The sequence below is a fragment of the Helicobacter pylori genome, from assembly GCF_006439795.1.
GTDB classification, from domain to species: domain Bacteria; phylum Campylobacterota; class Campylobacteria; order Campylobacterales; family Helicobacteraceae; genus Helicobacter; species Helicobacter pylori_CR.
The window spans coordinates 62,420-86,196 of sequence record NZ_VEYL01000004.1; the positions used below are offsets into that span (position 1 = coordinate 62,420).

Consider the following 23,777-nt stretch of genomic DNA (forward strand, 5'->3'; position numbering starts at 1 on the left):
TTAAAAATTATTTAGAATTTCTTTTCTCTGTTCTCGTTTGGAATTGATTATAAAATGTAAAAAATGCTTTAGTATTTTTTACAATCTAAAAAGAGCTTGATTTAACCAAGCCAATAATCTCTTAAATAAAGTTGTCTTTTGGGGTTAGGAAATAAAAGAGAGAGAATTTACCCCATTTAGAAGAGTGTGAGTTTAGGTATAAGAAGAACTTGCACCAAGCTTTATTGAAATGGATACGAAAAAATACGCTTGATTTATCTTGAGCTTTTTATTTTGTTGCAATCGCTTTTAAAGCAGAAGATGGTTGGTGGGTAAAATGAAACAAGGAATAAATTATCAAACAGACTTTACAACGCTACTAATGGTATTAAGAACTTGAATGAACAAATATAATTGCATAGATTTATTTAGTGGGGCTGGCGGTTTATCATTGGGTTTTGCGGATATAAATAGATTTAATATTTTAGCCCACATTGAGTGGGAAGAACCTATGGTTACTACACTGAGAAATGCTTTAATTAAACGCTTCAAGATTAGTGAAAAAGAAACAAAAAAAAGAGTTATCAAATTTGATATTCAAAAAACTGATGAATTGATAAATGGCTCTTGGAGTGATGAAACTCTTAAAATTTATGGATCTGATAATGATGAAAGCGTTAGCCAATTTGGACTAAATGGCGTAATTAGTGGTAAAAAAATAGATGTTATCTTTGGCGGTCCTCCTTGTCAAGCTTATTCTCTTGCAGGTAGAGCACAAGATAGACACTCTATGAAATATGATTATAGGAATTATCTTTTTGAAAGTTTTGTTAAGATAGTTGATTACTACCAACCACAATGCTTTGTGTTTGAAAATGTTCCTGGCATGCTTAGCGCAAAACCGGGTAATCAATTTGTAAAGAATAGGATTTATGAAGCTTTTTCAAAAATAGGGTATGAAATTAAAAAACCAAATGAAATGAAAGAGATAATCTATTCTAGCGATGATTATGAAGTCCCACAAACCAGAAAACGAGTGATCGTATTTGGCGTTCGTAAAGGCAATAAAGAGTGGTTATTCAAATTTTATCAAAACCTAGACAATCTCAAATCAAAAAAACCACCGCTTACCGTTAAAGACGCTATTGGTCATTTACCCAAGTTTAGACCGCTCAAAACGCCCTTAAAGATCAACAATAAAAACATTTCTCACGAACTTATTGGCACAAATAATTTGACACAAAATTTTCCACGATATAATAATTTACGAGATTTAAAAGCGATGGAATTTTGGATTGAAAACAATATGAATAACGCTTCCACAAAAGAAAAGCTTGACTTTTACACTAAGATTACGGGAAAAGTCTCAAACCATAACAAATACAGAAATTTAGAATGGGATAAGCCATCGCCAACCTTAGTGGCGCATTTGCAAAAAGATGGTTTTATGTTTATACACCCAGAAGCCCATCAAAGCCGCTCAATCACCATAAGAGAAGCAGCGATTTTACAGACTTTCCCTAATGATTTTGAATTTATCGGATCGCAAGCGGCTTGTTTTAAAATGATAGGCAATGCAGTGCCAGTCAATTTTGCCAAAAATATAGCTTTAGCAGTGGCAAAGGTTTTAGATGAAAAAAACTAATATAAATATTTTAGTGGCTTGTGAAGAAAGCCAAAGAGTGTGTAACGAGTTTAGAAAGCTTGGTTTCAACGCTTATAGTTGTGATTTATTAGAGTGTAGTGGCGGGCATCCTGAGTGGCATTTTAATTGCGATGTTTTTGAAGTGATTGAAAATAAAGGCGGTGTTTTGCAAAATGGCAAACATGCAAAAGTTTCGCAATGGGATATGATGATAGCGCACCCACCTTGCACTTTTTTAGCTGTTAGTGGAGCAAAGTGGTATTACCACCCTAAAGATAAAGATTTGCCCATAGAACAAAAAAGACCCCACCCCAAATTCCCAAACCGCGCAAAAGATAGAGAAGAAGCTTTAAAATTCTTTATGGACTTAGCGGATGCAAAAATCCCTTATATTGCAATAGAAAACCCCATTGGCATAATGAATACAAGATACAAAAAACCCAATCAAATAGTCCAACCTTACCACTTTGGCGATAGCGCATCAAAAAAGACTTGTTTGTGGCTTAAAAACTTACCACCATTAAAATATACAAACATCGTTGATCCTGGCGAGTTTATAGAATTTAAAAGCGGTAAAAAAATAGCAAAATGGTATAGCGATGGACTGACTAAAACAAAATCAGCCAAAGAGCGTCAAATTTGGAGGAGCAAAACATTTCCAGGGTTTGCAAAGGCAATGGCAGAGCAGTGGGGGGAGTTTGTAAAAAATGAGGTGTTTAAAAAGGTGAAAAATGAAAGTTTATTTGAGGAAAATTGATAATCAATGCATCAACAAACAAATTAGTATTACAAGAGGTATTTTAGAACATTTTTTTGATAAAGCTAACAACCAAGATGAAGTAGATATGAGGGGTATTTTATCTAATTATAACGATAAAGTTAGTATTCTCTTAGCAACAGACCCTAGACTTGGTGGAGGAATTAAGAAAATCATCAGTGCAGAAGTTGATAAAATAAAAGAAAACCGATCGGGTTATGAGTTAAAAATTGATGATATTCTGCTTTTTACTTATATATCTTATAAAGAATACACATTAGAAATCATCTTACCCATTGATACAAGATACAATGTTTTAAATGGCTTAATCAGTAATAGCAAGCATTTATTGGTTTTTAGTGAGAATGAAACGAGTTCTTTAGATGAGGGTAAAATAGATGAAAGCGTTAGAATAGATGGGGGAAAAAATATCATCCTTTATGGCGTTCCTGGTAGTGGCAAAAGCTACGCTTTACAAAGAGATTATTGCAATGATAATAGCGTGGTAGAAAAGATAGTGTTCCATCCTGATTATTCTTATAGTGATTTTGTGGGACAGATTATGCCAAGTGTAGATGAGAGCGGTGTAGTTAGTTATAAATTTAATCCTGGACCTTTCACAAACATCCTAAAAAAAGCGTATCATAACCCACAAACTAAGCATGTTCTAGTGATTGATGAGATCAATCGTGGTAACGCGCCTGCCATATTTGGAGAAATTTTTCAACTTCTTGATAGGCTTAAACATGACAAGGATGGCTTTAAGAAAGGTTCTAGTGAGTATGCTATCAATAATGTGGATATTGCAAATATTATCCATAATGATAAAAATGCAAGTATAAGAATCCCATCAAATTTATGGATAATCGCTACAATGAATACGAGCGATCAAAATGTATTCACGCTAGATACTGCTTTTCAGCGTAGATTTTCTATGCAACTTATTGAAAATTCCTTTGAAAATGTTGATGATGAGTTTAAAAATATGAAAATTTTAGATACTGATATTACTTGGCAAAAATTTTGCACCACCATCAATGAAAAAATAGCTCAAAATAACGAGGGGTTGAGTTCTATGGAGGATAAGCGATTTGGCGTTTATTTTGTAAATATTGATGATCTAAAGAGCAAAGAAAATTTTGCGCATAAAGTCATCAAATACCTTTGGGACGATGTCTTTAAATTTGATAGAAATATAATATTTGATACTACAAAATTTAATACACTTGAAGCTATTGTAAAGAATTTTACCAAAGAAAAAGGTAGAACCCAATTTGATATTTTTAGCGATGATATAAAAGAACTTTTATTCTATGCTTAATTTAAAAGAGTGCTGTTTTACAGACAATGAATTGAACGACAATTTTGTAGGTATTAGAAGTATCAATAATGATTTACAAATTTGTTTTCCGCTAGGATTTGGTACAAGCGATGATAAGAATATTAGAGCAGATATAAAAAAGCTTATTTCTATTCTTTTAGAATATAGTAAAACAATTGCATGTGAAAATTTTTTAAATAATAAAAATGAGATTATAAGATCAAATTTTCCACTCACAGCGTATAAAAATGTCATAGAATATTTTTTATCGCATGGTTATTATACAGAAAATAAAAGCTATTATGAAAACAGTGCAAAAGGTAAGATAAATTTTTCCAAAACGATTAAGAACAATAGACCCATTATTCAAAATCTTAACAATAAAAACTCTTTTATCTACACTCGTTTTCAAGTTAAAAAGGAAATGATTAATGAAAATGAATTGATAACAACGATAAACAAATATTGTGTGCATGAAGCGTTTTCTAAATTTGGTTTTGTGTTTAGCTCGTTTATGCCACCAAAATTCAAACTATCTACTGATAAAAATTATTGCATTTATCTGCTTGAAAACAGGCTAAACAGCACATTTAATGATGACAAGAAAATCCTTTTTCAATCTATGAAAAATATTCTTTTACAAGATGATAATATTTTAGACAAGACTGATTTTAAATTTGGAACATATAATTTTTATGTTGTTTGGGAAAGAATGATAGACAGAGCATTTGGTATAAAAAATAAAGAAGTTTATTTTCCTAAAACAAAATGGAATTTGTGCTGTTCCAATCAAAAACCTGATTATTTATTGCAACCAGATAGTGTAATGCTGTTTGACGATAAAATTTACATATTAGATGCAAAATATTACAAATATGGTATAAGTGGGGTTGCAAGCGATTTACCCAATAGCACATCCATCATAAAACAGATTGTTTATGGCGAATATGCGGCAAAACGAGAACCAGAAAAAGAGATTTACAATATCTTTCTAATGCCATTCAACAGTTTTAACAACCCACTAAAATTGAGTAATATTTTTGAAAATATAGGCTTTGCAAATGGAGAGTGGAAAGACAATCTAAAGCAATATGAAAAGATACAAGAAATTTTAATAGACACTAAATTTTTAATGCAAAATTATAATAAGAAATCTAATGATCTTTTAAAGTTACTAGCAAAAAATGTGGAAGAAACTAAAATATAATTTTTAAAAATTTTAATCTAAAACAAAATCTAAAACCATAAAACAAAATTAAAAAACCCCCATTTTTTAATCGAAACAAACCTACAGTGAGCGTTCTATATCATCAGCGCTTAAAGGGGTGTTGGCTTTTAAAAATTTTGATGCCTTTTGACCTAAAATTTCTTTATAGAATTTAGGGTGTAAGCCAAGGTTGGGGCGTAAGGCTTTGATATTGTTTTCAGTCAATGCTTCGCCTTTTTGAATGTCCTTAATGACGAATAAAGAGCGCGCAAAAAATCTTCGCTCCCCTAAAGTCTTTGGATTGATTTTTGGCTCTTCTTCGCCTAAGGCTAAAACGCTTTGCTTGATGGCTTCAACCATGCTTTTAAATTCGTTAAAATCCATGCTAAAAGCGCTGTCTGGGGTTTGTAAGGATTTGTTTAAAATGAAATGCTTTTCTATCATGCTCGCTCCTAAAGTGGTGGCTAGAATGGGGCAAAGAGAGCCAATCGTGTGATCGCTCAAGCCAAATTTAACGCCAAAGGTTTCGCCTAATTTAACCATGCTCAATAAATTAGCGTCTTCTATTTTACTGGGATAAGCGCTCACGCATTTTAAAAGGGTGATGTCAAAATTATTCACTCCTCTGCACAAAGAAATAGCGTCTTGTAATTCGGCGTGTGTGGCGATACCGCTAGAAAGGATAATGGGCTTTTGTGTGCGAGCGGCCTTTTCAATCAAGTCTAAATCAACGATTTCAAAACTAGCGATTTTATACATGGGGCAATTTAGGCTCTCCAAAAGCTCTAAAGCTTTTGAGCTAAAGGGCGAGCTAAAAATGCCTAAATCAAGCTTTCTAGCCAACTCAAACAATTCAGCATGCCATTCTAGGGGGGTAGAAGCCTTTTGATACAATCCATACAGATTTTCTTTATCCCATAAAGTGCCTTGAATGATGAAAGGATCTTCTTTAGAATCTAAAGTCATGCAGCTTGGCGTGTAGGTTTGGAGCTTGACAAAATCCGCGCCGCTTTCCTTAATGGCATGAAGGCTTTCTTTGGCTAGGTTTAAATCCTGGTTATGGTTAGCGCTCAATTCAGCGACAATTTTAGGGCGTTGTAACATTTCTTATTTTTCCTTAATCAAAACTTCTTTTTCTAAGCGATAGACTTGAGAGCAAGTGAAGGCTAAATGCTCATCATGCGTGGCTAAAACTAATGCCCCTTCGTTTTCTGTGATGTAATTTTGCAGCATGCTGATGACTTGATTAGCGCTAATGGTGTCTAAATTCCCGGTGGGTTCATCAGCGATAATGATTTGGGGTTTTTTAGAAAGCACTCTGGCGATGCTTAAGCGTTGTTGCTGGCCACCGCTCAATTCACCCACGCCTTGTTTTAGGGTGTGGGCTATGCCTAATTGTTCTAAAAGGGAATGATTTATTTCTTGCTTGGCTAGGATGGAAGCGACTTGCAAGTTTTCTAAAGCGCTAAAACCCTTAAAAAGGTAATGCGATTGAAAAACGATGCCCACTTTTAAGCGCCGTAATTCCAAAAGCTTTTTGGAGTTTAAGGCATAAATATCCTGGTGTTCTAACAAGCTAACTGTTCCGCTATCCGGTTTTAGCATGGTGGCTAGATGGCTTAAAAGTGTGCTTTTACCGCTCCCGCTCACGCCTAAAATCGCTAGGCTTTCTTTGGGTTTAATGTGCAAATTCACGCCATTATAAAGAGGTTTTTCAAAAGCATGAGAAATATTAACGGCTTTAATCATGATCGTTTCCTAAAAAGAATATCGCCCAATAAGCTAGGGCTTAAAATGTAAGAAGTTGAAAAATTCGCGCTGTGCAAGATGATTTTATCATAACGCCTTGCGTAGTATTTTAAAAGCGTTCTTTGTAAGGTGGGTTCAATGCTTGGGATAAACCATGCGTTATTGCTCATCACGATAAAAATTTTTGAAGGGCTGTTTGAATAAGCGGCTTTGGAAGTGCCTTCATAGCAAATCAGGGGGCGGAAAGTAAAATCGTCTAATGTAAAATCGCTGAAACTAGAAGCGTTGCGGTATAAATAAGCGCTCTCGCCAAAAAAGAGCTTTTCAAGGGGTTTTTGAAGAAACTTGGGTAAAGGCATTATCTCGCCAAAGGGGGCTAAGATCACTTTATCAGCGATCTGAACGCTCTCTTTAGAAAATAAAAACGAGCTGTTATAAAGGCTATAGCCTTGGGTGTGCAATGTCCCTATTAAAATAGCAATATTATCGCTTAAATCTTCTAGTTTAGCTTTAAAGGGGGAGTTTTCTAAAGCGATGGGGTAGGCGGTCTCTGGAAAAACAATCAAGGTTTTTTGCTTGCTTTGAGCGAGCTTGATTTCTTTAAGGATGTTGTTTTCAATATTATTAAGGTAATTTGAGTCAAATTTCACATCTTGGGGCGTTTTTGTAGAGACTAATTCAATATTTCCAACCTTTTTTAAATCGCTTGTTTTGAAACCATTAAAATCCAACGCGCCAAGTAACAATAAAACCCCTATGATCCTATATTTTTTAAAGGGTTTAGCGCTCAAAAAAATGCAAGCCAAAAAAACAAGCCCTAGCGATAATTTATCCACCCTAAACACGCTATAAGAAAAAAAGCTATCCGGGACTAACCAATCAAATCCAAAAGGGTGGATAAAACTAGAGCCTAAAAAACTCAAAAGCCTGAAATAGGGGTTTTCAAAATAGAGCAACAAATAAAATAAAACCCCATAAACTAACGCTATTAAAATAATGATTAAGGGTAATAAATAAGTGAAATCCGAGTAGCGAAAGCTTAAAGCGCACCAATAAAACAATAACGCCCCCACAAAAAACCCCAAAGCAAAAGCGCTATTTCTAGGGGTTTTTAAAAACGCCAGCATGCTTAAAGGGGCTAATAGGCTTGTGAGTGTGATAGTGATATAGGGGTTTTCAATTGCATAAGCGTCCAAAACAGCGTTCACATACACGCTTGAAACAAACATGCACGCTAATAAAAAAGCGTTTTGATTGAATAGAAGAAGACGCATGGCTAAATTTTGAAACCTTGAGATTGTTTTAGTGTATTATAGCTATATTTTAATTTAAGATTTTAGATTGATTTTTTTAAGGGTAGTTTTTTTTAAGTTGTGTTATTATTTTCAAATTTCAAGTCTAAAGAGCGTGAATTGGCATGATTTAAGAGTAATGGGTGTTTGTTTTAAGACGCTATGACTATCTTTATGCGAGATATATGAGAGAAAGGTTTGGGTTTAGGGTTTGAATTATATTGATTTGGCGTTACTTGTGGTGGTGGTAGCCTTTGGGATTAGAGGATTTTATCATGGCTTCGTGAGTGAAGTGGCGGGGACTTTAGGGATTGTGCTTGGCGTGTATTTAGCGTCTCGCTATTCTGTGGCTGTTGGGAATTTATTCTCAGAGCATTTGTATGATTTAAGAAATGAAACCATGACGAATCTCATCGGTTTTTTATTGGTGTTAGCGTCTATTTGGGTGTTTTTTTTAGCTTTTGGAGTGTTGCTAGGCAAGGTGTTAGTCTTTAGTGGGTTAGGCATTATAGACAAAGCGTTAGGGTTTATTTTTTCATGTTTAAAGACTTTTTTAGTGCTTTCTTTCATCCTTTATGTGCTCTCTAAAATGGAAGTCATGAAAGACGCTAACGCCTATTTGCAAGAAAAGAGCACTTTTTTTTCTACCATGAAAAGCATCGCTAGTAAGATCATGCGCCTTGATGGCGTCAAACATGTGGAGAAAAACCTTAAAGACAACCTTGAAGAAATGAGCGATGAAGTTAAAAATAAAGGATCTGTTGATAACGCCAAAGAATCTTTTAATAAGGCTACGGATAAGGGCGTGGAATCTTTAAAAGAAAAGGCTAAAGATTTGCCTAAAAACATGCTAGAGCCAAAACACAATAAATCCAACCAAACCCCACCAAACTCCATACCATCTAATAAAGAACCCCTATAAAGGCATCACATGTTTTCTAACCAATACATCCAACAACGCATCCATAAAGCCAATAGCTTGAGAGAAGAAGGGAAAAACCCTTATAAAAATGGCTTGAAACGAAGCCTCACCAACGCCGCTTTTTTAGAAAAATACGCTTATGTTAAGGATTTAGAAGAGCCTAAAGACAAAGAAAAACGCGAGAGTATTGTAGGGAGGGTCAAGCTTTTGCGCTTAATGGGTAAGGCATGTTTTATTAAAGTTGAAGATGAAAGCGCGATTTTGCAAGCTTATGTTTCGCAAAATGAATTGAATGATGAATTTAAAAGCTTGAAAAAGCATTTAGAAGTGGGCGATATTGTGTTGGTGAAAGGCTTCCCTTTTGCTACCAAAACCGGTGAATTAAGCATTCATGCCCTAGAATTTCATATTTTAAGCAAGACCATTGTGCCTTTACCTGAAAAGTTTCATGGACTGAGCGATATAGAATTGCGTTACCGCCAACGCTACTTGGATTTGATCGTCAATCCTAGCGTTAAAGACGTGTTTAAAAAGCGCAGTTTGATTGTCTCTAGCGTGCGGAAATTCTTTGAAATGGAAGGGTTTTTAGAAGTGGAAACCCCTATGATGCACCCCATTCCTGGCGGGGCGAACGCAAGGCCTTTCATCACTTATCATAACGCTTTGGAGGTGGAGAGGTATTTAAGAATTGCCCCAGAATTATACCTCAAACGCTTGATTGTAGGGGGGTTTGAAGCGGTGTTTGAAATCAATCGTAATTTCAGGAATGAGGGCATGGATCACAGCCATAATCCCGAATTCACGATGATTGAGTTTTATTGGGCGTATCACACTTATGAAGATTTGATTGAACTCAGTAAGAGGCTGTTTGACTACTTGCTAAAGACTTTAAATTTAGATTCAAAAATCATTTATAACGATATGGAAGTGGATTTCAATCAAACGAGCGTGATTTCCTATTTGGACGCGTTAGAAACAATAGGGGGCATTAGTAAGGATATTTTAGAAAAAGAAGACAGGCTTTTGGCTTATTTGTTAGAGCAGGGCATCAAAGTAGAGCCAAATCTCACTTATGATAAATTGCTCGCTGAAGCGTTTGATCATTTTGTAGAGCACCAACTCATTAACCCCACTTTTGTAACCCAATACCCCATTGAGATTAGCCCCTTAGCCAGACGCAACGATAGTAACCCTAATATTGCTGACAGGTTTGAATTGTTCATTGCAGGTAAAGAAATCGCTAATGGCTTTAGCGAATTGAATGACCCATTAGATCAATTAGAGCGCTTTAAAAACCAAGTGGCTGAGAAAGAAAAAGGCGATGAAGAAGCCCAATACATGGATGAAGATTACGTGTGGGCCCTAGCCCATGGAATGCCCCCCACTGCAGGGCAAGGCATAGGCATTGACCGATTAGTGATGCTGCTCACTGGGGCTAAAAGCATTAAAGATGTGATTTTATTCCCAGCGATGCGTCCTGTTAAAAACGATTTTAATGTTGAGGGTGAAGAGTAATGGCTTATTTTTTAGAACAAACGGATAGTGAAATCTTTGAGTTTATTGTTGAGGAATTTAAACGCCAAAATGAACATTTAGAAATGATAGCGAGCGAGAATTACACTTTTCCCAGTGTCATGGAGGCTATGGGGAGTATTTTAACGAATAAATACGCTGAGGGCTATCCTAACAAACGCTACTATGGGGGCTGTGAAGTGGTGGATAAAATAGAAAGCTTGGCCATAGAAAGGGTTAAAAAGCTTTTCAATTGCCAGTTCGCTAACGTGCAAGCGCATTCAGGCTCACAAGCCAATAACGCTGTCTATCACGCTCTTTTAAAGCCTTATGACAAGATTTTAGGCATGGATTTAAGCTGTGGAGGGCATTTAACGCATGGCGCTAAAGTGAGTTTGACCGGCAAGCATTATCAGAGCTTTTCTTATGGCGTGAATTTGGATGGCTATATTGATTATGAAGAAGCGCTAAAAATCGCTCAGAGCGTTAAACCAGAAATCATTGTGTGCGGGTTTTCAGCCTATCCAAGGGAGATTGATTTTAAGAAATTTAGAGAAATCGCTGATGAAGTGGGGGCGTTATTATTAGGCGATATAGCCCATGTGGCAGGGCTTGTGGTCGCTAATGAGCATGCCCATCCTTTCCCGCATTGCCATGTGGTTTCAAGCACCACTCATAAGACTTTAAGAGGGCCTAGAGGGGGGCTTATTTTAACCAATGACGAAGAAATAGCGGCTAAGATTGATAAAGCGATTTTTCCAGGGACTCAAGGCGGGCCTTTGATGCATGCGATTGCTGCTAAAGCGGTGGGGTTTAAAGAGAACTTAAAACCAGAATTTAAAGCTTACGCAAAATTGGTGAAATCTAACATGCAAGTTCTCGCTAAAACATTAAAAGAAAAAAACCACAAGTTAGTGAGCGGTGGCACTTCTAACCATTTGCTTTTAATGGATTTCTTAGATAAGCCTTATAGCGGGAAAGACGCTGATATTGCATTAGGGAATGCTGGAATCACTGTGAATAAAAACACCATTCCTGGCGAAACGCGCAGCCCTTTTGTAACGAGCGGGATAAGGATTGGCTCAGCAGCATTGAGCGCAAGGGGCATGGGAGCTAAGGAATTTGAAATCATAGGGAATAAAATATCAGATATTTTGAATGATATTAATAATGTTAGTTTGCAATTGCATGTGAAAGAAGAATTGAAGGCGATGGCTAATCAATTCCCTGTGTACCACCAACCCATTTTTTAAGGGAGTCAAGATGACAGAAATGGAATTAAAGCTCATTAAGATAGACACAAGCCATTATTTTGAAAAAAAACCAGGCTTGGGGGAGAGGGTGGATTATGCGGGGCGTTGCTATTATAATAAATTCCAGAGAGTGAATGCCATGCTCACAAGCTCGCTCATTCAAAAGCATTTGAAAAAAGAAATAGAAATTGCGCACAACCTCATCTTGCGTAACGATAAGGTGGAAAACATTGTGTTTGATTATAACGGGAGGAACCCAGAGCGTTTTTACCATAAGGCGCAGTTATTGCTTCGTGAGGAAGGTTTTATGAATTTTACCGCTTATAACACGAAGACGCCAGGGCATTTGCATTTGTATGTGCATAAGGGGCATACGGAATTAGGCGAGGGTGAAAGGCTAGTTAAAACTTTGTCCATGAAATTAGCGCAAGGGTTGCCTAAAGAATGGAAGGTCTTCCCTAGCAATGAATGGCCTAAGGAATTTAATATTTTAGCCTTACCTTATGAGGTGTTTGCAAAAGAGCGAGGGAGCTCTTGGGCGAAGCATTTATAACCATTTTTGAAAGGATTTTTGATGTCAGAAAAAGAAAGACTGAATGAAGTGATCTTAGAAGAAGAAAATAATGGGGGCGGCACTAAAAAGGTGTTTTTGATCGTGGCTATAGCCATTATCATTTTAGCGGTGCTTTTAATGGTGTTTTGGAAAAGCACGAGAGTCGCTCCTAAAGAGACTTTTTTACAAACCGATAGTGGCATGCAAAAAATAGGCAACACTAAAGATGAGAAAAAAGACGATGAGTTTGAAAGCTTGAATTTAGATCCTTCCAAGCAAGAAGACAAGCTAGACAAAGTGGCGGATAATGTTAAAAAACAAGAAAATGATGCGTTTAACATGCCCACTCAAACCGATCAAACTCAAACGGAGATGAAAACAGCAGAAGAAACGCAAGAAGCTAAAAAAGAATTAAAAGCTGTTGAGCACACTAGCACTCAAAAAGAATCTCAAGCTGCGACTAAAAAAGAAACCCCTCATAAAAAGCCTAAAGCAACGCCTAAAGATAAAGAAGCACATAAAACTAAGCATGTGGCTAAAGAGCCAAAAGTCAAAAAAGAAGCTCATAAAGAAGTCCCTAAAAAAGCCAATTCTAAAACCAATCTTACTAAGGGGCATTATTTGCAAGTGGGGGTTTTTGTGCACACGCCCAATAAAGCCTTTTTGCAAGCGTTTAACCAATTCCCCCATAAGATTGAAGATAGGGGAGCAACGAAGCGCTATCTCATAGGCCCTTATAAGAGCAAGCAAGAAGCCTTAATGCATACCGATGAAGTCAGTAAAAAAATGACTAAACCGGTTGTTATAGAAGCGCGGTAGGGGTTTGGGCTAAAAATTCTTATTTTTTTCTTGGGCGTTTTTAGTGGATCGCCCAAGCTCTAAAACGATGGGGTAGCTTTACTCCATCGGCTCGGATAATTTTAACAGAGAATGAAGATAAACAGATTTTTTTGATCAATATACCTATTTGGTCTTTGAGAAATTCAGATAATTCTTGCGTTTGAATTCAGCCTTAAAGAGCATTCATTTGTTAAAAGTATTTGTTTGTTGTTTGAAAACTACGGTGCATTTAAATTTTATGAAGTTATTGCTTGCTGTTTGATAACCCCTAACCCTCCAAAGAAGAGAGCGTTTTGGAACTAGCTTTATGGGTGTGGTTGTGGGGCTAGAAGCAAGAGAGTAGGTACGCTCACGCTCTTTTAAGCTTCACTCTCTTTAGTGGGTGGCGAAATCCTTAAAAAAGGTGTCGATCAGCCATTCTCGCATTTCATCATTCCTTTCTATCAAAACCTCTTTGTTGAAATCTTTTACATTAAAGTGCCTGTTGAAAGGAATCTCACTACTTTTGTAGATTTCATCTTTTTCATACAGATCCTTATCGCTTGCCTTAGACTTGAGCGAACTTTCTAAGGAGATGAGGTTGCCGTATGTGTCAATGTAGTTTTCAAGATCTTTCTTGTCTTCAAAACCAAGTTTTTGGATCTCAATTTCATTATCTAATTTTAATAAATTGATGGGGATGATGTGTTCTATGTCTTGGGAGAATCGCTTCCCAGGGATCAATTTTTTGAGATCGGCAAGACTCATCTCCTGGCAGTTCTTTTCAAAGAAGACATAGTGGAAGCATGATGGGTTGGACGCGTTCTTTACAAGCTTCAAAGAAGCCAGCTCTATATCATTTCTGCATTGAGCAATCATCTCGCTCTTCAATCTCTCTTTGCCCTTTTCAAGATACGCATTAATCAGGTTGTAGACCGCTGATTTCCTATCTCTAGTAGCTTTGAAAAACACAATATCGGTTTTGGCAAAGAGTTTCAGCGTTTCAGCGTCTAGTTCGTTGTTGATTTTCAGGCGGATGAGCGAATTGAAAAAAAGCGGGTTGATTCTGTTGATGAGCATGACCTTAAGGGTGGTTGGGTTGGTGTCAATCTCGATCAATAGATCAAGGAAAGCCTGATAGAAATTTTTCAAATCGCTGACATAGGATCGGATGAAACTTTCCAATGTGCTTTTGGTGCTTTTGATTTTTTTTAGTTCATCTTTGAGTTTCTCGTAGGTTTTGTCCGTGCTTGCTTTGTATTGCCCTAAAAACTCGATTCCATCAAATCTTTGGCTCCCTTGCGTGGTAGCGGAAGATATCGCCTTCATCAAACTTTGTGGCTACAACGCTAGAGATATGGTCGCTCTTTTTGATCTTTGCAAAGATCTTAAAGATCTCCCCAAAATGATCGTTGATAAATTGGTCTAGCCCCCCTTTCCCATCGCAAAAAGTGTTGGAGTAATAAATTAAAAGGGATTTTAATTTGTCTAGTAAAAGAAGAGGCACGCCTCTGTCATTCACGCTTTGAAAGGTTCTGATGGTGTTTCCAGGATTAGGCTCTTCAAACCGCATCAAAACCATTTTCAACAGTGCCTCCAAACGCTCATTCACTTCTTCTTCACTCAATTTGCTGACATTATCCAAGATGGCCTTCAAAACCTCAAAAAGATTTTGCTTGCCCTCGGTGTCTGCATCTTTTTCGCAATGGCTAATACTCCCTTTTTCTGCCGCTTCCAAGAGCGTTTTGAAGAATCTTTGGTTTTGAGGGGCGACTTCTAATTTTAATTCCCCCTTTTGGTATAGATATTTTCTTGTCTCTTGCTTGTCTTTCTCGTTTTGTTTGCTTGCCAAGACATGCAAGAGCATGAAGATGGTGGTCGTTCGTTGTTGGCTGTCAATGATGTCATACAATTTTTTGTTGTCTTCATTCTTAGCGACAACCATGGTGCCTATAAAATGTGCATAACCATTTTTGTTGTATTCTATCGCTTCTTCTAGATCTTCCCACAGATCCCTAAAATTCTTGTCCTTCCAAGCGTAATCCCTCTGATAGTTGGGGATGCTGTATCCTTCCTCTTGAAAGATCTCTTTTATAGTGGTTTTCATTCACTTCTCCTTTGTTGCATGCAGTAGTCAAATTTATACCATAAATATCATAAGAATGATCTGAGGTTTCACTCCATCAAGGCGTTCTGTTAGCCACTCGGGGCGTTTTATTAGCTATAATCAAGGCTTCAAAAAGCCATAATTAAAAGAGTTTGAACATGCTAGAAAAGTTGATTGAAAGAGTGTTGTTTGCCACTCGTTGGTTGCTAGCCCCTTTGTGCATTGCCATGTCGTTAGTGTTGGTGGTTTTAGGCTATGTGTTCATGAAAGAATTGTGGCACATGCTCAGCCATTTAGACACCATTAGTGAAACGGATTTGGTTTTATCAGCCTTAGGTTTAGTGGATTTGTTGTTTATGGCCGGACTTGTTTTAATGGTGTTGCTCGCCAGTTATGAAAGCTTTGTTTCTAAATTAGACAAGGTGGATGCCAGCGAAATCACTTGGCTAAAACACACGGATTTTAACGCTTTAAAATTAAAGGTTTCGCTCTCCATTGTAGCCATTTCGGCGATTTTTTTGCTCAAACGCTACATGAGTTTAGAAGACGTTCTATCCAGCATTCCTAAAGACACGCCCTTATCGCATAACCCTATTTTTTGGCAAGTGGTGATCCATTTGGTGTTTGTGTGTTCAGCGCTGTTAGCCGCTGTTACCAATAACATCGCTTTTTCGCAAAATAAAGGGCATTAAAAGTTTTAAAGCTCTCTTTCAGGAAGGACTTTAGACCATTCTTTAATCAAGCGCAAAAAGAAGGAAGTGTCAGGCGAAGTTTTTTCATGGATTAAAATCCCTTCTTCCACCGCTTCCCAAATCACTCTATGCCGATACACCACCAAATGCCATGCTTGTTGGGCATGATCTTTAAGCGACAAGCGCACCCTTTTAGCAAAAGACGGGTTGTCAAACAAAACCGCGCTTTCAGTGTTGATGTATGCAGAGCGCGGATCAATATTGAAACTCCCTAGAAGCGTTAAATTGTCATCAAAAACAATCGTCTTGCCATGCAAGGAATGTTTGGTGCTAAAGCGCCCTTTAATCTGGCGGTTGAAAAAATCGTTTCGTATTTCATAGACATTCGCGCCCATTCGCACTAATTGGTTGCGATACCTTTCCCACGCCCCATAGACCACGATGGCGTCCGTTGATGAAAGGGAATTGGTAAGGATATTCAATTCAATCCCCTTAGAAATTTGATTTTTAAAGATTTTCATCATCTTTTTGCCTGGAATAAAATACGATGAAGCGATAAAAACGGAGTCTTTAGCGTCTTTAAGGGCTTTCTCAAAAGCGATTTTGATAGGCGAATACAAGGGCGTGTCAATTTTTTTGGGTGAATCGGCTAAAAAAATGGCATTCCCATAATAAATGGGGTATTGGTATTTTTGGAAGCGTTCTATAAAATCATTGACTTTTTTTTCAAACTGGTTTTTGTCTTCAGCGCTGATAGGGATTTTTTCATGGAGTTTAGCGATTTCTTTAGCGTTGTTTTTGAGTCTTTTATGGGTTCTTAGTAATGAAACAGGGATAGAGCGGTGGAACCTCCAATAGCGTTCAAAGCTTTCTTTGGCTTTTGAAGCAACCCCCCCAAAAAACAAAGCGTCTAAATCTAAAAAATTCGTGTCTAAATCGTTATCAAAATAATTGTCCCCAATATTGCGCCCTCCTATAATGACAGCGAAATTATCCACGATGAAAAGCTTGTTGTGCATGCGTTTTTTAATGCGCTCATAATCCGCAAGCATTTCAAAATAACGCAGGCCTTTATTGCGGATATAGTAGGGGTTAAAAATTTTCACTTCAATGTTTTTATGGAAATTTAAGAGCATGATATCTGAAAAATCTGAATCCAACCCGTTATCATCTAAAAGGATGCGCACTTTCACCCCACGATTGGCCGCATTTAAAAGTTCTTTAGCGATCACTTGAGAGGAAAGATCGTTCTTATAAATATAAGTTTGCATGTCAATGCTTTTTTGGCTCATTCTAATAAGACCCACTCTATGCAATAAGGCATCAAAGCCGTCTTCTAAAAGAATGGCTGCACTATGGTTAGGGTTTTCTTTTAAATTTTTGGCGTATAAGCTCCCAATGGTGGTAGTGTAGGGATCATAAGAGATAGGTGGGCTTGAAATGGGAGTCTTATAGACTAACCCAAAACACCCATTAAAAAAAAAGACGCTTAAAAAAACTAAAAAGATTTTCAAAAACGACCCACTAAAAAGAAATTAGCGGCTTTTACCCACTTTCAACATCCTATTACGCAAAGTAGCGATACTGCTTTGCAAGGGTAATTCTTTAGGGCAAGTATCATGGCAAGCAATCAAGCTCATGCACCCAAAAACGCCATCATCATCGCCGACTAATTCATAAAAATCGTCATCGCTTCTTTCATCGTGGCTGTCAATCATGAAACGCATGGCTCTGTTCATGCCAGCAGCTCCAATGAAATTAGGGCGCATGAGTTTAGTCCCGCAAGAAGCGATACAGCACCCGCATTCAATACACCTGTCTAGTTCAAAGACTTCTTGGGCTTCATCAGGCTCAATCCTTTTTTCTGGCTGGGTAATGTCCACTTCTTCTTTAGAATGTGCCCAACTCTCCACCCTTTTAGTCATATCTAAAAACCAATCGCCGGTGTTCACGCTTAAATCTTTAATGAGCGTAAAACTGGGCATGGGCATGAGCGTGATCACCCCACTTTCAAAGCTAGAAGTTAGGGTTTTACAAGCCAATCTCGGTCTCCCATTAACCATCATCGCGCAAGAGCCACAAATCCCAGCACGGCACACAAAATCAAAGCTCAAATCCGGATCTTGATGCTCTCTAATGAGGTTTAAAGCGATAAAGAGCGTCATGGATGGCGTTTCTTTCAATTGATACTCTTTAAAATGCGGCTTACTCACCGCGCTTTGAGGGTCAAATTTTAGCACTCTAACTACAATCGTTCGTTCATTATCACTCATGGTGTTCTCCTTTTAGGTTAGCGTTGTGTTTGTCTAATAAATCATGGACATTGAAAGAATACAAATGTTCCCCCCTAGCCCTCACTTCTTCATCTTCTAAACGCATGTTCCTGGCTTTGTATTTTTCCTGCAATTCAAAAGGCATGAGCGCATGCTGGACTTCTATCCTGTCTTTTCCAAGCTTTTCTAGTTCTAAAATCGTTTTCAAAATCTCAGCGTCGCGTTCTTCTTTTTTGGGGTGGGGGATGAAATTGCCCTTTTTGCCATAGCCCCTAAAATCAGGGCTGATTTCCATTTTCATCACATCTAATTCTTCGTATTCAATCGTGGGCATGTCTTGCTCAGTGCTAGGCCAGCTCGCTAAAGTCCGATTAAGCCATTTTTCATCATCTCTTTTAGGGTAATCAATCCTTGTGTGAGCCCCTCTGCTTTCGGTGCGCAGTAACGCCCCTTGAGTGATACAAAGCGCGAGTTTGAGCATTTTTTTGGTGCGGTAAGCGTCTTCTAATTCAGGGTTATTGTGTAAAACCTTGTTTTTCACGCAAATGTTTTTGGAGCACGCATAAAGCTCTTGCAATTCTTTAAGGGCTTCTTCTAATTTTTTGCCTTCCCTAAAAACGCCCACCTTTTCATCCATGACTTCTTTCATGCGTTCTCTAATCTCATACACATCTTCCTTGCCTTCATTATGCAATAAAAAATGCATATAATCCTGGCTTTCTTTAATGAAAGCTTCAACCTTTTGCGTGTTGATTTCAATTTGCGCTTCCAAACAATGCGAGGCGAAATAATCCCCTATGATCATGCCAGCGACCACCGCTTCACTCACGGAATTACCCCCCAAGCGGTTAAACCCATGCAAATCCCAGCATGCCGCTTCACCCGCGCAAAACAAGCCTTTTAAATGGGTTTCGCCTTTAGGGTTTGTCCTAACCCCACCCATAGAATAGTGTTGCATGGGCTTTATGGGGATCCAGCCTTTTTGCTTAGCCATTGCTTGGCCGTATTCAGGCTCATTGGCGGGCACTCCTTGCATGTTGTCTTTGGTTTGCTCTTCGCTATCAGCCGGATCAATGCCGGCAAAAGTCATGGCAATATCGCGCACATCTCTTAAGTTTTTTTCCACATGGTTACGCCCTAAAATAGCAATATCCAACCACACATGATCCCCATAGGGCGATTTGGCTCCATAGCCTTTTTGGATATGCTCTAAAATCCGCCTTGAGACCACATCCCTACTCGCAAGCTCTTTTTTTTCCGGCTCATAAGCGGGCATGAAGCGTCTGCCAAACTTGTCTCTTAAAACCCCGCCATCACCCCTACAACCTTCGGTCATTAAAATCCCGCTAGGCACTAAAGCGGTAGGGTGGAATTGCACCGCTTCCATGTTGCCTAATTTAGCTACGCCGGTTTCTAACGCACTTGCAGCCCCGGCTCCGTCGCAAATCACGGCGTTAGTGGTGTGTTTATACACGCGCCCATAACCTCCAGTAGCTAAAAGCGTGCCTTTAGAAACATACGCTGAAATTTCGCCGGTGATCAAATCCCTTACCACCGCTCCGTAGCATTTATTATCATGATGAATGAAAGCGAGCATGTCCTTTCTGTCTTGAATATCCACCTTGTGGTGTAAGGCTTCATTAGCGACCGCATAAAGCATGGTATGCCCTGTGGCGTCAGCCGTAAAGCATGTGCGCCATTTTTTAGTGCCGCCAAAATCACGGCTTAAGATATAACCATGCCTATCGTCTCTTTCAGTGATAGTTACATGCTCACCATTGACGACCGCAGGCCTATCGCCTTTTTTAATCCTAGTCCAAGGCACCCCCCAACTGGCCAATTCCCTAATGGCTTTAGGAGCAGTGGTTACAAACATTCTAGCCACTTGCTGATCGCACCCCCAATCGCTCCCCTTAACCGTGTCTAAAAAGTGCAAATCTTCATTATCGCCTTCGCTTTTTTTAGCGTTCGCAAGGCTCGCTTGCATGCCCCCTTGAGCGGCTGCAGAGTGCGAACGCCTGACAGGCACTAGGCTTAAAACGATGGTGTTTAAACCCTTTTGTTTGCATGCGATACTAGCCCTTAACCCGGCCAGTCCGCCTCCAATAATTAGCGCATCACAATATGTTATTTTCATTTTCTACCTTTATTCTTTGTGGAATTTCCCATCAGCTTCTATGGCTTCTTGCATGGTTTTAATGCCATTGTCCTTATTTTCTAAACCTTTTTTAATGTAAGCCCCATAGGTGCAAAGCCCTAAAACAATGAAAAACACGCTCATCGCCCATTTGACTTTTCTCAAACCTTGAATGCTCACATTCTTAAACCACCCCCATTTAATCACTAAGCGATACAACCCAATAGAGCCATGCAGTTCTACGGCAAACAATAAGAAAATATACAAAAGCCAAAAGTTTTGCGTTACAAAACGATAGCTTGAGCCATGAGGCCCGATGCTTTCAGGCTCTGTGAGCATGACAAATAGGTGGATACTCGCTAAGAAAAACATCGCAAACCCGGTTAAGGCTTGAATAAACCACAAACTCGTATCGCCATGTTTCATCAAATGCTTGTGGGTTTTAAAAACCTTGTATTGCCTGTAATTGATAGGGAATTTTCTCAACGCTAAAAACGCATGCACGACTAAAATAAGAATAACTCCTGCTGCAACCACGCTCACAATAGCCGGCTCGCCCGCTTTTAAAAACAAGCTCCCTTCAAAAAATTTCGCCACTTTATACATGGCTTCATCGCTAATCAAGATGCTTGAGACCAAAAACATGTGTGCTATCATAAAGAGTGCTAAAACCAAGCCCGTAGCGCTCTGTAAAAAATCCAGCTTAGCATAAATACCGCTCTTTTTAAGCCCTTTACTAGCGCCATAATAACCCTCTATAATCTCTTCTTGTTGCATAAAAACTGCTCCTAAAAACTCAAATTTAACCTGAATCGCTTGACGCAAAAACACTGCCTTAATTTTACTACATTTGAAATAATTTTTCTTATAAACAAAACCTAAATTGAGGAAAAATTCAATTCAAAGGGGCTATTGTTTAAAATTTACATTTTTTGAATGCTATAATTAAGGGATAGACCACCTAAAAATAAGGATCATTCAATGACAAAAATTGCCATGGCTAATTTTAAATCCGCTATGCCTATTTTTAAAAGCCATGCGTATTTAAAAGAATTAGAAAAAACTTTAAAACCGCAGCATTTTGATAGGGTGTTTGTATTCCCTGATTTTTTGGGGTTATTGCCTAATGCGTTTTTGCATTTCACTTTAGGAGCACAAAACGCTTACCCTAGAGATTGTGGGGCTTTTACCGGTGAAATCACTTCAAAGCATTTAGAAGAACTCAAAATCCACACGCTTTTAATAGGGCATAGCGAGAGGCGAGTGCTTTTAAAGGAAAGCCCTAGCTTTTTGAAAGAAAAGTTTGATTTTTTTAAAGATAAAAATTTTAAAATTGTCTATTGTATTGGCGAAGATTTAACGACCAGAGAAAAGGGTTTTAGGGCTGTAAAGGAATTTTTAAGCGAGCAATTAGAGACTATCGATCTCAGTTATTCCAATTTGATTGTGGCTTATGAGCCTATTTGGGCGATTGGCACCAAAAAAAGCGCTTCTTTAGAAGATATTTACCTCACGCATGGTTTTTTAAAGCAAATCTTAAATCAAAGAACGCCTTTATTGTATGGGGGGAGCGTGAATATACAAAACGCTAAAGAAATTTTAGGGATTGATAGCGTGGATGGCTTGTTGATTGGGAGTGCGTCTTTGGAATTAGAAAATTTTAAAACAATCATTTCATTTTTATAAAGGAAAATCATGGGATTTTTAAAAGGTAAAAAAGGGCTTATTGTGGGGGTGGCAAACAATAAATCCATCGCTTATGGGATCGCTCAATCTTGCTTCAATCAAGGGGCTACTTTGGCTTTCACTTATTTGAATGAGAACTTAGAAAAGCGCGTGAGGCCTATCGCGCAGGAATTGAATAGCCCCTATGTGTATGAATTGGATGTGAGTAAAGAAGAGCATTTCAAGTCGCTATACAATAGCGTTAAAGAGGATTTAGGCTCATTGGATTTTATCGTTCATAGCGTGGCCTTTGCCCCTAAAGAGGCTTTAGAGGGGAGCTTGTTAGAAACTTCTAAAAGCGCGTTTAACACCGCTATGGAAATTTCTGTTTATTCTTTAATAGAGCTGACAAACACCCTAAAACCTTTATTGAATAACGGAGCGTCTGTTTTGACTCTAAGCTATTTGGGCAGCACCAAATACATGGCGCATTACAACGTGATGGGGTTGGCTAAAGCGGCCCTAGAGAGCGCGGTGCGTTATTTAGCGGTGGATTTAGGCAAACACCATATAAGGGTGAATGCCCTATCAGCCGGGCCCATTAGGACTCTCGCTTCTAGCGGGATCGCTGATTTTAGAATGATTTTAAAATGGAATGAAATCAACGCCCCTTTAAGAAAAAATGTGAGTTTAGAAGAAGTGGGCAATGCCGGGATGTATTTGCTTTCTAGCTTGTCTAGTGGCGTGAGTGGGGAAGTGCATTTTGTGGATGCTGGCTATCATGTGATGGGCATGGGGGCTGTGGAAGAAAAAGATAATAAAGCTACGCTGTTGTGGGATTTGCAGAACAATAAGGGGTATTGATGAAATTAAGCGAATTGTTAAGCGCCTATTCTATTGAAACGGAATTTTCAAACGACTTTGAAGTGCATGCCTTAGCGGAATTAGATAAGGCTACGCCTAATGATATTAGCTATGTTGATCAAGCGCGTTACCTTAAACTTTTAAAAGATTCCAAAGCCGGGGCGGTGTTTATCCGCAAAAAAGAATCTTCTAAAGTGCCAAAACGCATGCAAGCTTTAATCGTGGATAACCCGCATTTAGCCTTTGCTAAAGCTTCGCATGCCTTTAAAATCCCTTTTTTTAAAAACCCAGAAAGCGTCAATGAGCCTAAACATTTTGAAAGAGTAACGATCATGCCTAATGTGATGATTGGAGAGGGCGTAGAAATTGGCGAAAACTCTTTGATTTATCCGGGTGTGGTGATCGCTGATGGAGTCAAAATCGGTAAAAATTGCGTTTTGTATCCTCGTGTGATTTTGTATCAAAACACGATTTTAGAGGACAATGTTACTATCCATGCGGGCAGCGTGATCGGAGGCGATGGCTTTGGTTATGCGCACACCGCTTTAGGAGAGCATGTCAAAATTGAGCATGTGGGGATTGTTAGGATTCAAAAAAATGTAGAAATTGGTGCTAACACGGCGATTGATAGGGCGGTGTTTGGCGAGACTTTGATTAAAGAGGGCGTTAAGATTGATAACCTGGTTCAAATCGGGCATAATTGCGTTTTAGGCGAGCACAGCATCGTCGTTTCTCAAGTGGGCTTGAGCGGCTCTACAACCACAGGCCGTAATGTGGTTTTTGGCGGTCAAGTGGGCATTGGGGGGCATTTGCATGTGGGTGAATTCACTCAAATTGGGGGTAAAAGTGCGGTGGGCAAAGACTTGCCCCCTAACACTAATTTTGCCGGAGCGATCCCTGCTATGGAAATCCATGAATGGCACCATTTCCTGGCTCATTTACGAACGAATTTCAGGAAACAGCAAAAAACGAGTTTGTTGCAAAAAGCTAAAGGGTTTTTCAAGTCTTAAAGAATGAAATAAGCTATAAT

At 38.5% G+C, this 23,777-nt stretch carries 20 protein-coding genes and 1 pseudogene; 13 read left to right on the plus strand and 8 right to left on the minus strand.

The window, feature by feature from the left end:
• Positions 1 to 379 precede the first annotated feature (379 nt).
• Genes FIM66_RS02880 through FIM66_RS02895 form a run of 4 tightly spaced genes read left to right on the plus strand, consistent with a single transcriptional unit; the run spans position 380 to position 4,909 of the window.
• Positions 380 to 1,624 carry a DNA cytosine methyltransferase gene (locus FIM66_RS02880; RefSeq protein WP_140547993.1) on the plus strand — a complete coding sequence of 415 codons (1,245 nt, stop codon included), beginning with the start codon at positions 380 to 382 and terminating at the stop codon, positions 1,622 to 1,624.
• Positions 1,611 to 2,381 (plus strand): hypothetical protein, encoded by a 771-nt coding sequence (locus FIM66_RS02885; protein ID WP_140478173.1) that lies wholly within the window; start codon positions 1,611 to 1,613, stop codon positions 2,379 to 2,381. Before FIM66_RS02880 ends, FIM66_RS02885 begins: the two co-directional genes overlap by 14 nt.
• Positions 2,356 to 3,702 (plus strand): McrB family protein, encoded by a 1,347-nt coding sequence (locus FIM66_RS02890; protein ID WP_140547992.1) that lies wholly within the window; start codon positions 2,356 to 2,358, stop codon positions 3,700 to 3,702. Before FIM66_RS02885 ends, FIM66_RS02890 begins: the two co-directional genes overlap by 26 nt.
• The gene (locus tag FIM66_RS02895; RefSeq protein WP_140599933.1) at positions 3,695 to 4,909 is read left to right on the plus strand and encodes an LlaJI family restriction endonuclease; all 1,215 of its coding nucleotides are present in this window, start codon (positions 3,695 to 3,697) and stop codon (positions 4,907 to 4,909) included. Before FIM66_RS02890 ends, FIM66_RS02895 begins: the two co-directional genes overlap by 8 nt.
• Before the next feature lie 81 nt (positions 4,910 to 4,990).
• Here FIM66_RS02895 and pseI read toward each other — a convergent pair whose 3' ends face one another.
• From pseI to FIM66_RS02910, 3 genes are read right to left on the minus strand one after another with little or no spacing between them, the layout of a single operon-like run.
• A complete protein-coding gene (gene pseI / locus FIM66_RS02900; protein WP_140547990.1) occupies positions 4,991 to 6,013 on the minus strand; it encodes a pseudaminic acid synthase in 1,023 nt (340 codons plus the stop codon).
• 3 nt (positions 6,014 to 6,016) lie between these two features.
• Positions 6,017 to 6,658, minus strand: a complete 642-nt coding sequence (locus tag FIM66_RS02905) for an ABC transporter ATP-binding protein (RefSeq protein WP_121288648.1) — start codon at positions 6,656 to 6,658, stop codon at positions 6,017 to 6,019.
• Positions 6,655 to 7,932 carry an apolipoprotein N-acyltransferase gene (locus tag FIM66_RS02910; protein ID WP_140599935.1) on the minus strand — a complete coding sequence of 426 codons (1,278 nt, stop codon included), beginning with the start codon at positions 7,930 to 7,932 and terminating at the stop codon, positions 6,655 to 6,657. The genes FIM66_RS02905 and FIM66_RS02910 overlap by 4 nt, the downstream gene beginning before the upstream one ends.
• A gap of 229 nt (positions 7,933 to 8,161) precedes the next feature.
• Between FIM66_RS02910 and FIM66_RS02915 the strand changes: the two genes are divergently transcribed.
• From FIM66_RS02915 to FIM66_RS02935, 5 genes are read left to right on the plus strand one after another with little or no spacing between them, the layout of a single operon-like run.
• A complete protein-coding gene (locus tag FIM66_RS02915) occupies positions 8,162 to 8,872 on the plus strand; it encodes a CvpA family protein (RefSeq protein WP_140599937.1) in 711 nt (236 codons plus the stop codon).
• A gap of 9 nt (positions 8,873 to 8,881) precedes the next feature.
• The gene (gene lysS / locus FIM66_RS02920) at positions 8,882 to 10,387 is read left to right on the plus strand and encodes a lysine--tRNA ligase (RefSeq protein WP_140599939.1); all 1,506 of its coding nucleotides are present in this window, start codon (positions 8,882 to 8,884) and stop codon (positions 10,385 to 10,387) included.
• A complete protein-coding gene (locus FIM66_RS02925; RefSeq protein ID WP_120926998.1) occupies positions 10,387 to 11,637 on the plus strand; it encodes a serine hydroxymethyltransferase in 1,251 nt (416 codons plus the stop codon). Before lysS ends, FIM66_RS02925 begins: the two co-directional genes overlap by 1 nt.
• Before the next feature lie 10 nt (positions 11,638 to 11,647).
• Positions 11,648 to 12,190 carry a DUF1882 domain-containing protein gene (locus FIM66_RS02930; protein ID WP_000138093.1) on the plus strand — a complete coding sequence of 181 codons (543 nt, stop codon included), beginning with the start codon at positions 11,648 to 11,650 and terminating at the stop codon, positions 12,188 to 12,190.
• A gap of 21 nt (positions 12,191 to 12,211) precedes the next feature.
• Positions 12,212 to 13,009 carry an SPOR domain-containing protein gene (locus tag FIM66_RS02935; RefSeq protein ID WP_140478188.1) on the plus strand — a complete coding sequence of 266 codons (798 nt, stop codon included), beginning with the start codon at positions 12,212 to 12,214 and terminating at the stop codon, positions 13,007 to 13,009.
• A gap of 396 nt (positions 13,010 to 13,405) precedes the next feature.
• On the opposite strand, the pseudogene FIM66_RS02940 reads toward FIM66_RS02935, so the two are convergent.
• Positions 13,406 to 15,116 (minus strand): annotated as a pseudogene (locus FIM66_RS02940) (DUF262 domain-containing protein).
• A 158-nt stretch (positions 15,117 to 15,274) separates the two neighbouring features.
• On the opposite strand from FIM66_RS02940, the gene FIM66_RS02945 reads away from it, so the two are divergent.
• Positions 15,275 to 15,808 (plus strand): TIGR00645 family protein, encoded by a 534-nt coding sequence (locus FIM66_RS02945; protein WP_000890445.1) that lies wholly within the window; start codon positions 15,275 to 15,277, stop codon positions 15,806 to 15,808.
• 5 nt (positions 15,809 to 15,813) lie between these two features.
• Here the strand turns inward: FIM66_RS02945 and clsC are convergent, their stop codons facing one another.
• From clsC to FIM66_RS02965, 4 genes are read right to left on the minus strand one after another with little or no spacing between them, the layout of a single operon-like run.
• Positions 15,814 to 17,322: a cardiolipin synthase ClsC gene (clsC, locus tag FIM66_RS02950; protein ID WP_140498695.1), complete on the minus strand. Its 1,509-nt coding sequence runs from the start codon at positions 17,320 to 17,322 to the stop codon at positions 15,814 to 15,816.
• 21 nt (positions 17,323 to 17,343) lie between these two features.
• On the minus strand, positions 17,344 to 18,081 hold the full coding sequence (locus FIM66_RS02955; RefSeq protein ID WP_001282436.1) for a fumarate reductase iron-sulfur subunit: 738 nt from the start codon (positions 18,079 to 18,081) through the stop codon (positions 17,344 to 17,346).
• On the minus strand, positions 18,074 to 20,218 hold the full coding sequence (locus FIM66_RS02960; protein ID WP_140599941.1) for a fumarate reductase flavoprotein subunit: 2,145 nt from the start codon (positions 20,216 to 20,218) through the stop codon (positions 18,074 to 18,076). The genes FIM66_RS02955 and FIM66_RS02960 overlap by 8 nt, the downstream gene beginning before the upstream one ends.
• A 9-nt stretch (positions 20,219 to 20,227) precedes the next feature.
• Entirely contained in the window at positions 20,228 to 20,995 is a 768-nt protein-coding gene (locus tag FIM66_RS02965; RefSeq protein ID WP_140547984.1) for a fumarate reductase cytochrome b subunit, read from the minus strand.
• Between the two features lie 204 nt (positions 20,996 to 21,199).
• On the opposite strand from FIM66_RS02965, the gene FIM66_RS02970 reads away from it, so the two are divergent.
• The 3 genes from FIM66_RS02970 to lpxD are packed head-to-tail and all read left to right on the plus strand — an operon-like array spanning position 21,200 to position 23,757.
• Positions 21,200 to 21,904, plus strand: coding sequence for a triose-phosphate isomerase (locus FIM66_RS02970; RefSeq protein ID WP_140599942.1), 705 nt, complete (start codon positions 21,200 to 21,202; stop codon positions 21,902 to 21,904).
• Between the two features lie 9 nt (positions 21,905 to 21,913).
• Positions 21,914 to 22,747: an enoyl-ACP reductase FabI gene (fabI, locus tag FIM66_RS02975; protein WP_140547983.1), complete on the plus strand. Its 834-nt coding sequence runs from the start codon at positions 21,914 to 21,916 to the stop codon at positions 22,745 to 22,747.
• Positions 22,747 to 23,757 (plus strand): UDP-3-O-(3-hydroxymyristoyl)glucosamine N-acyltransferase, encoded by a 1,011-nt coding sequence (gene lpxD / locus FIM66_RS02980; protein WP_140547982.1) that lies wholly within the window; start codon positions 22,747 to 22,749, stop codon positions 23,755 to 23,757. The genes fabI and lpxD overlap by 1 nt, the downstream gene beginning before the upstream one ends.
• Positions 23,758 to 23,777: the final 20 nt, after the last annotated feature.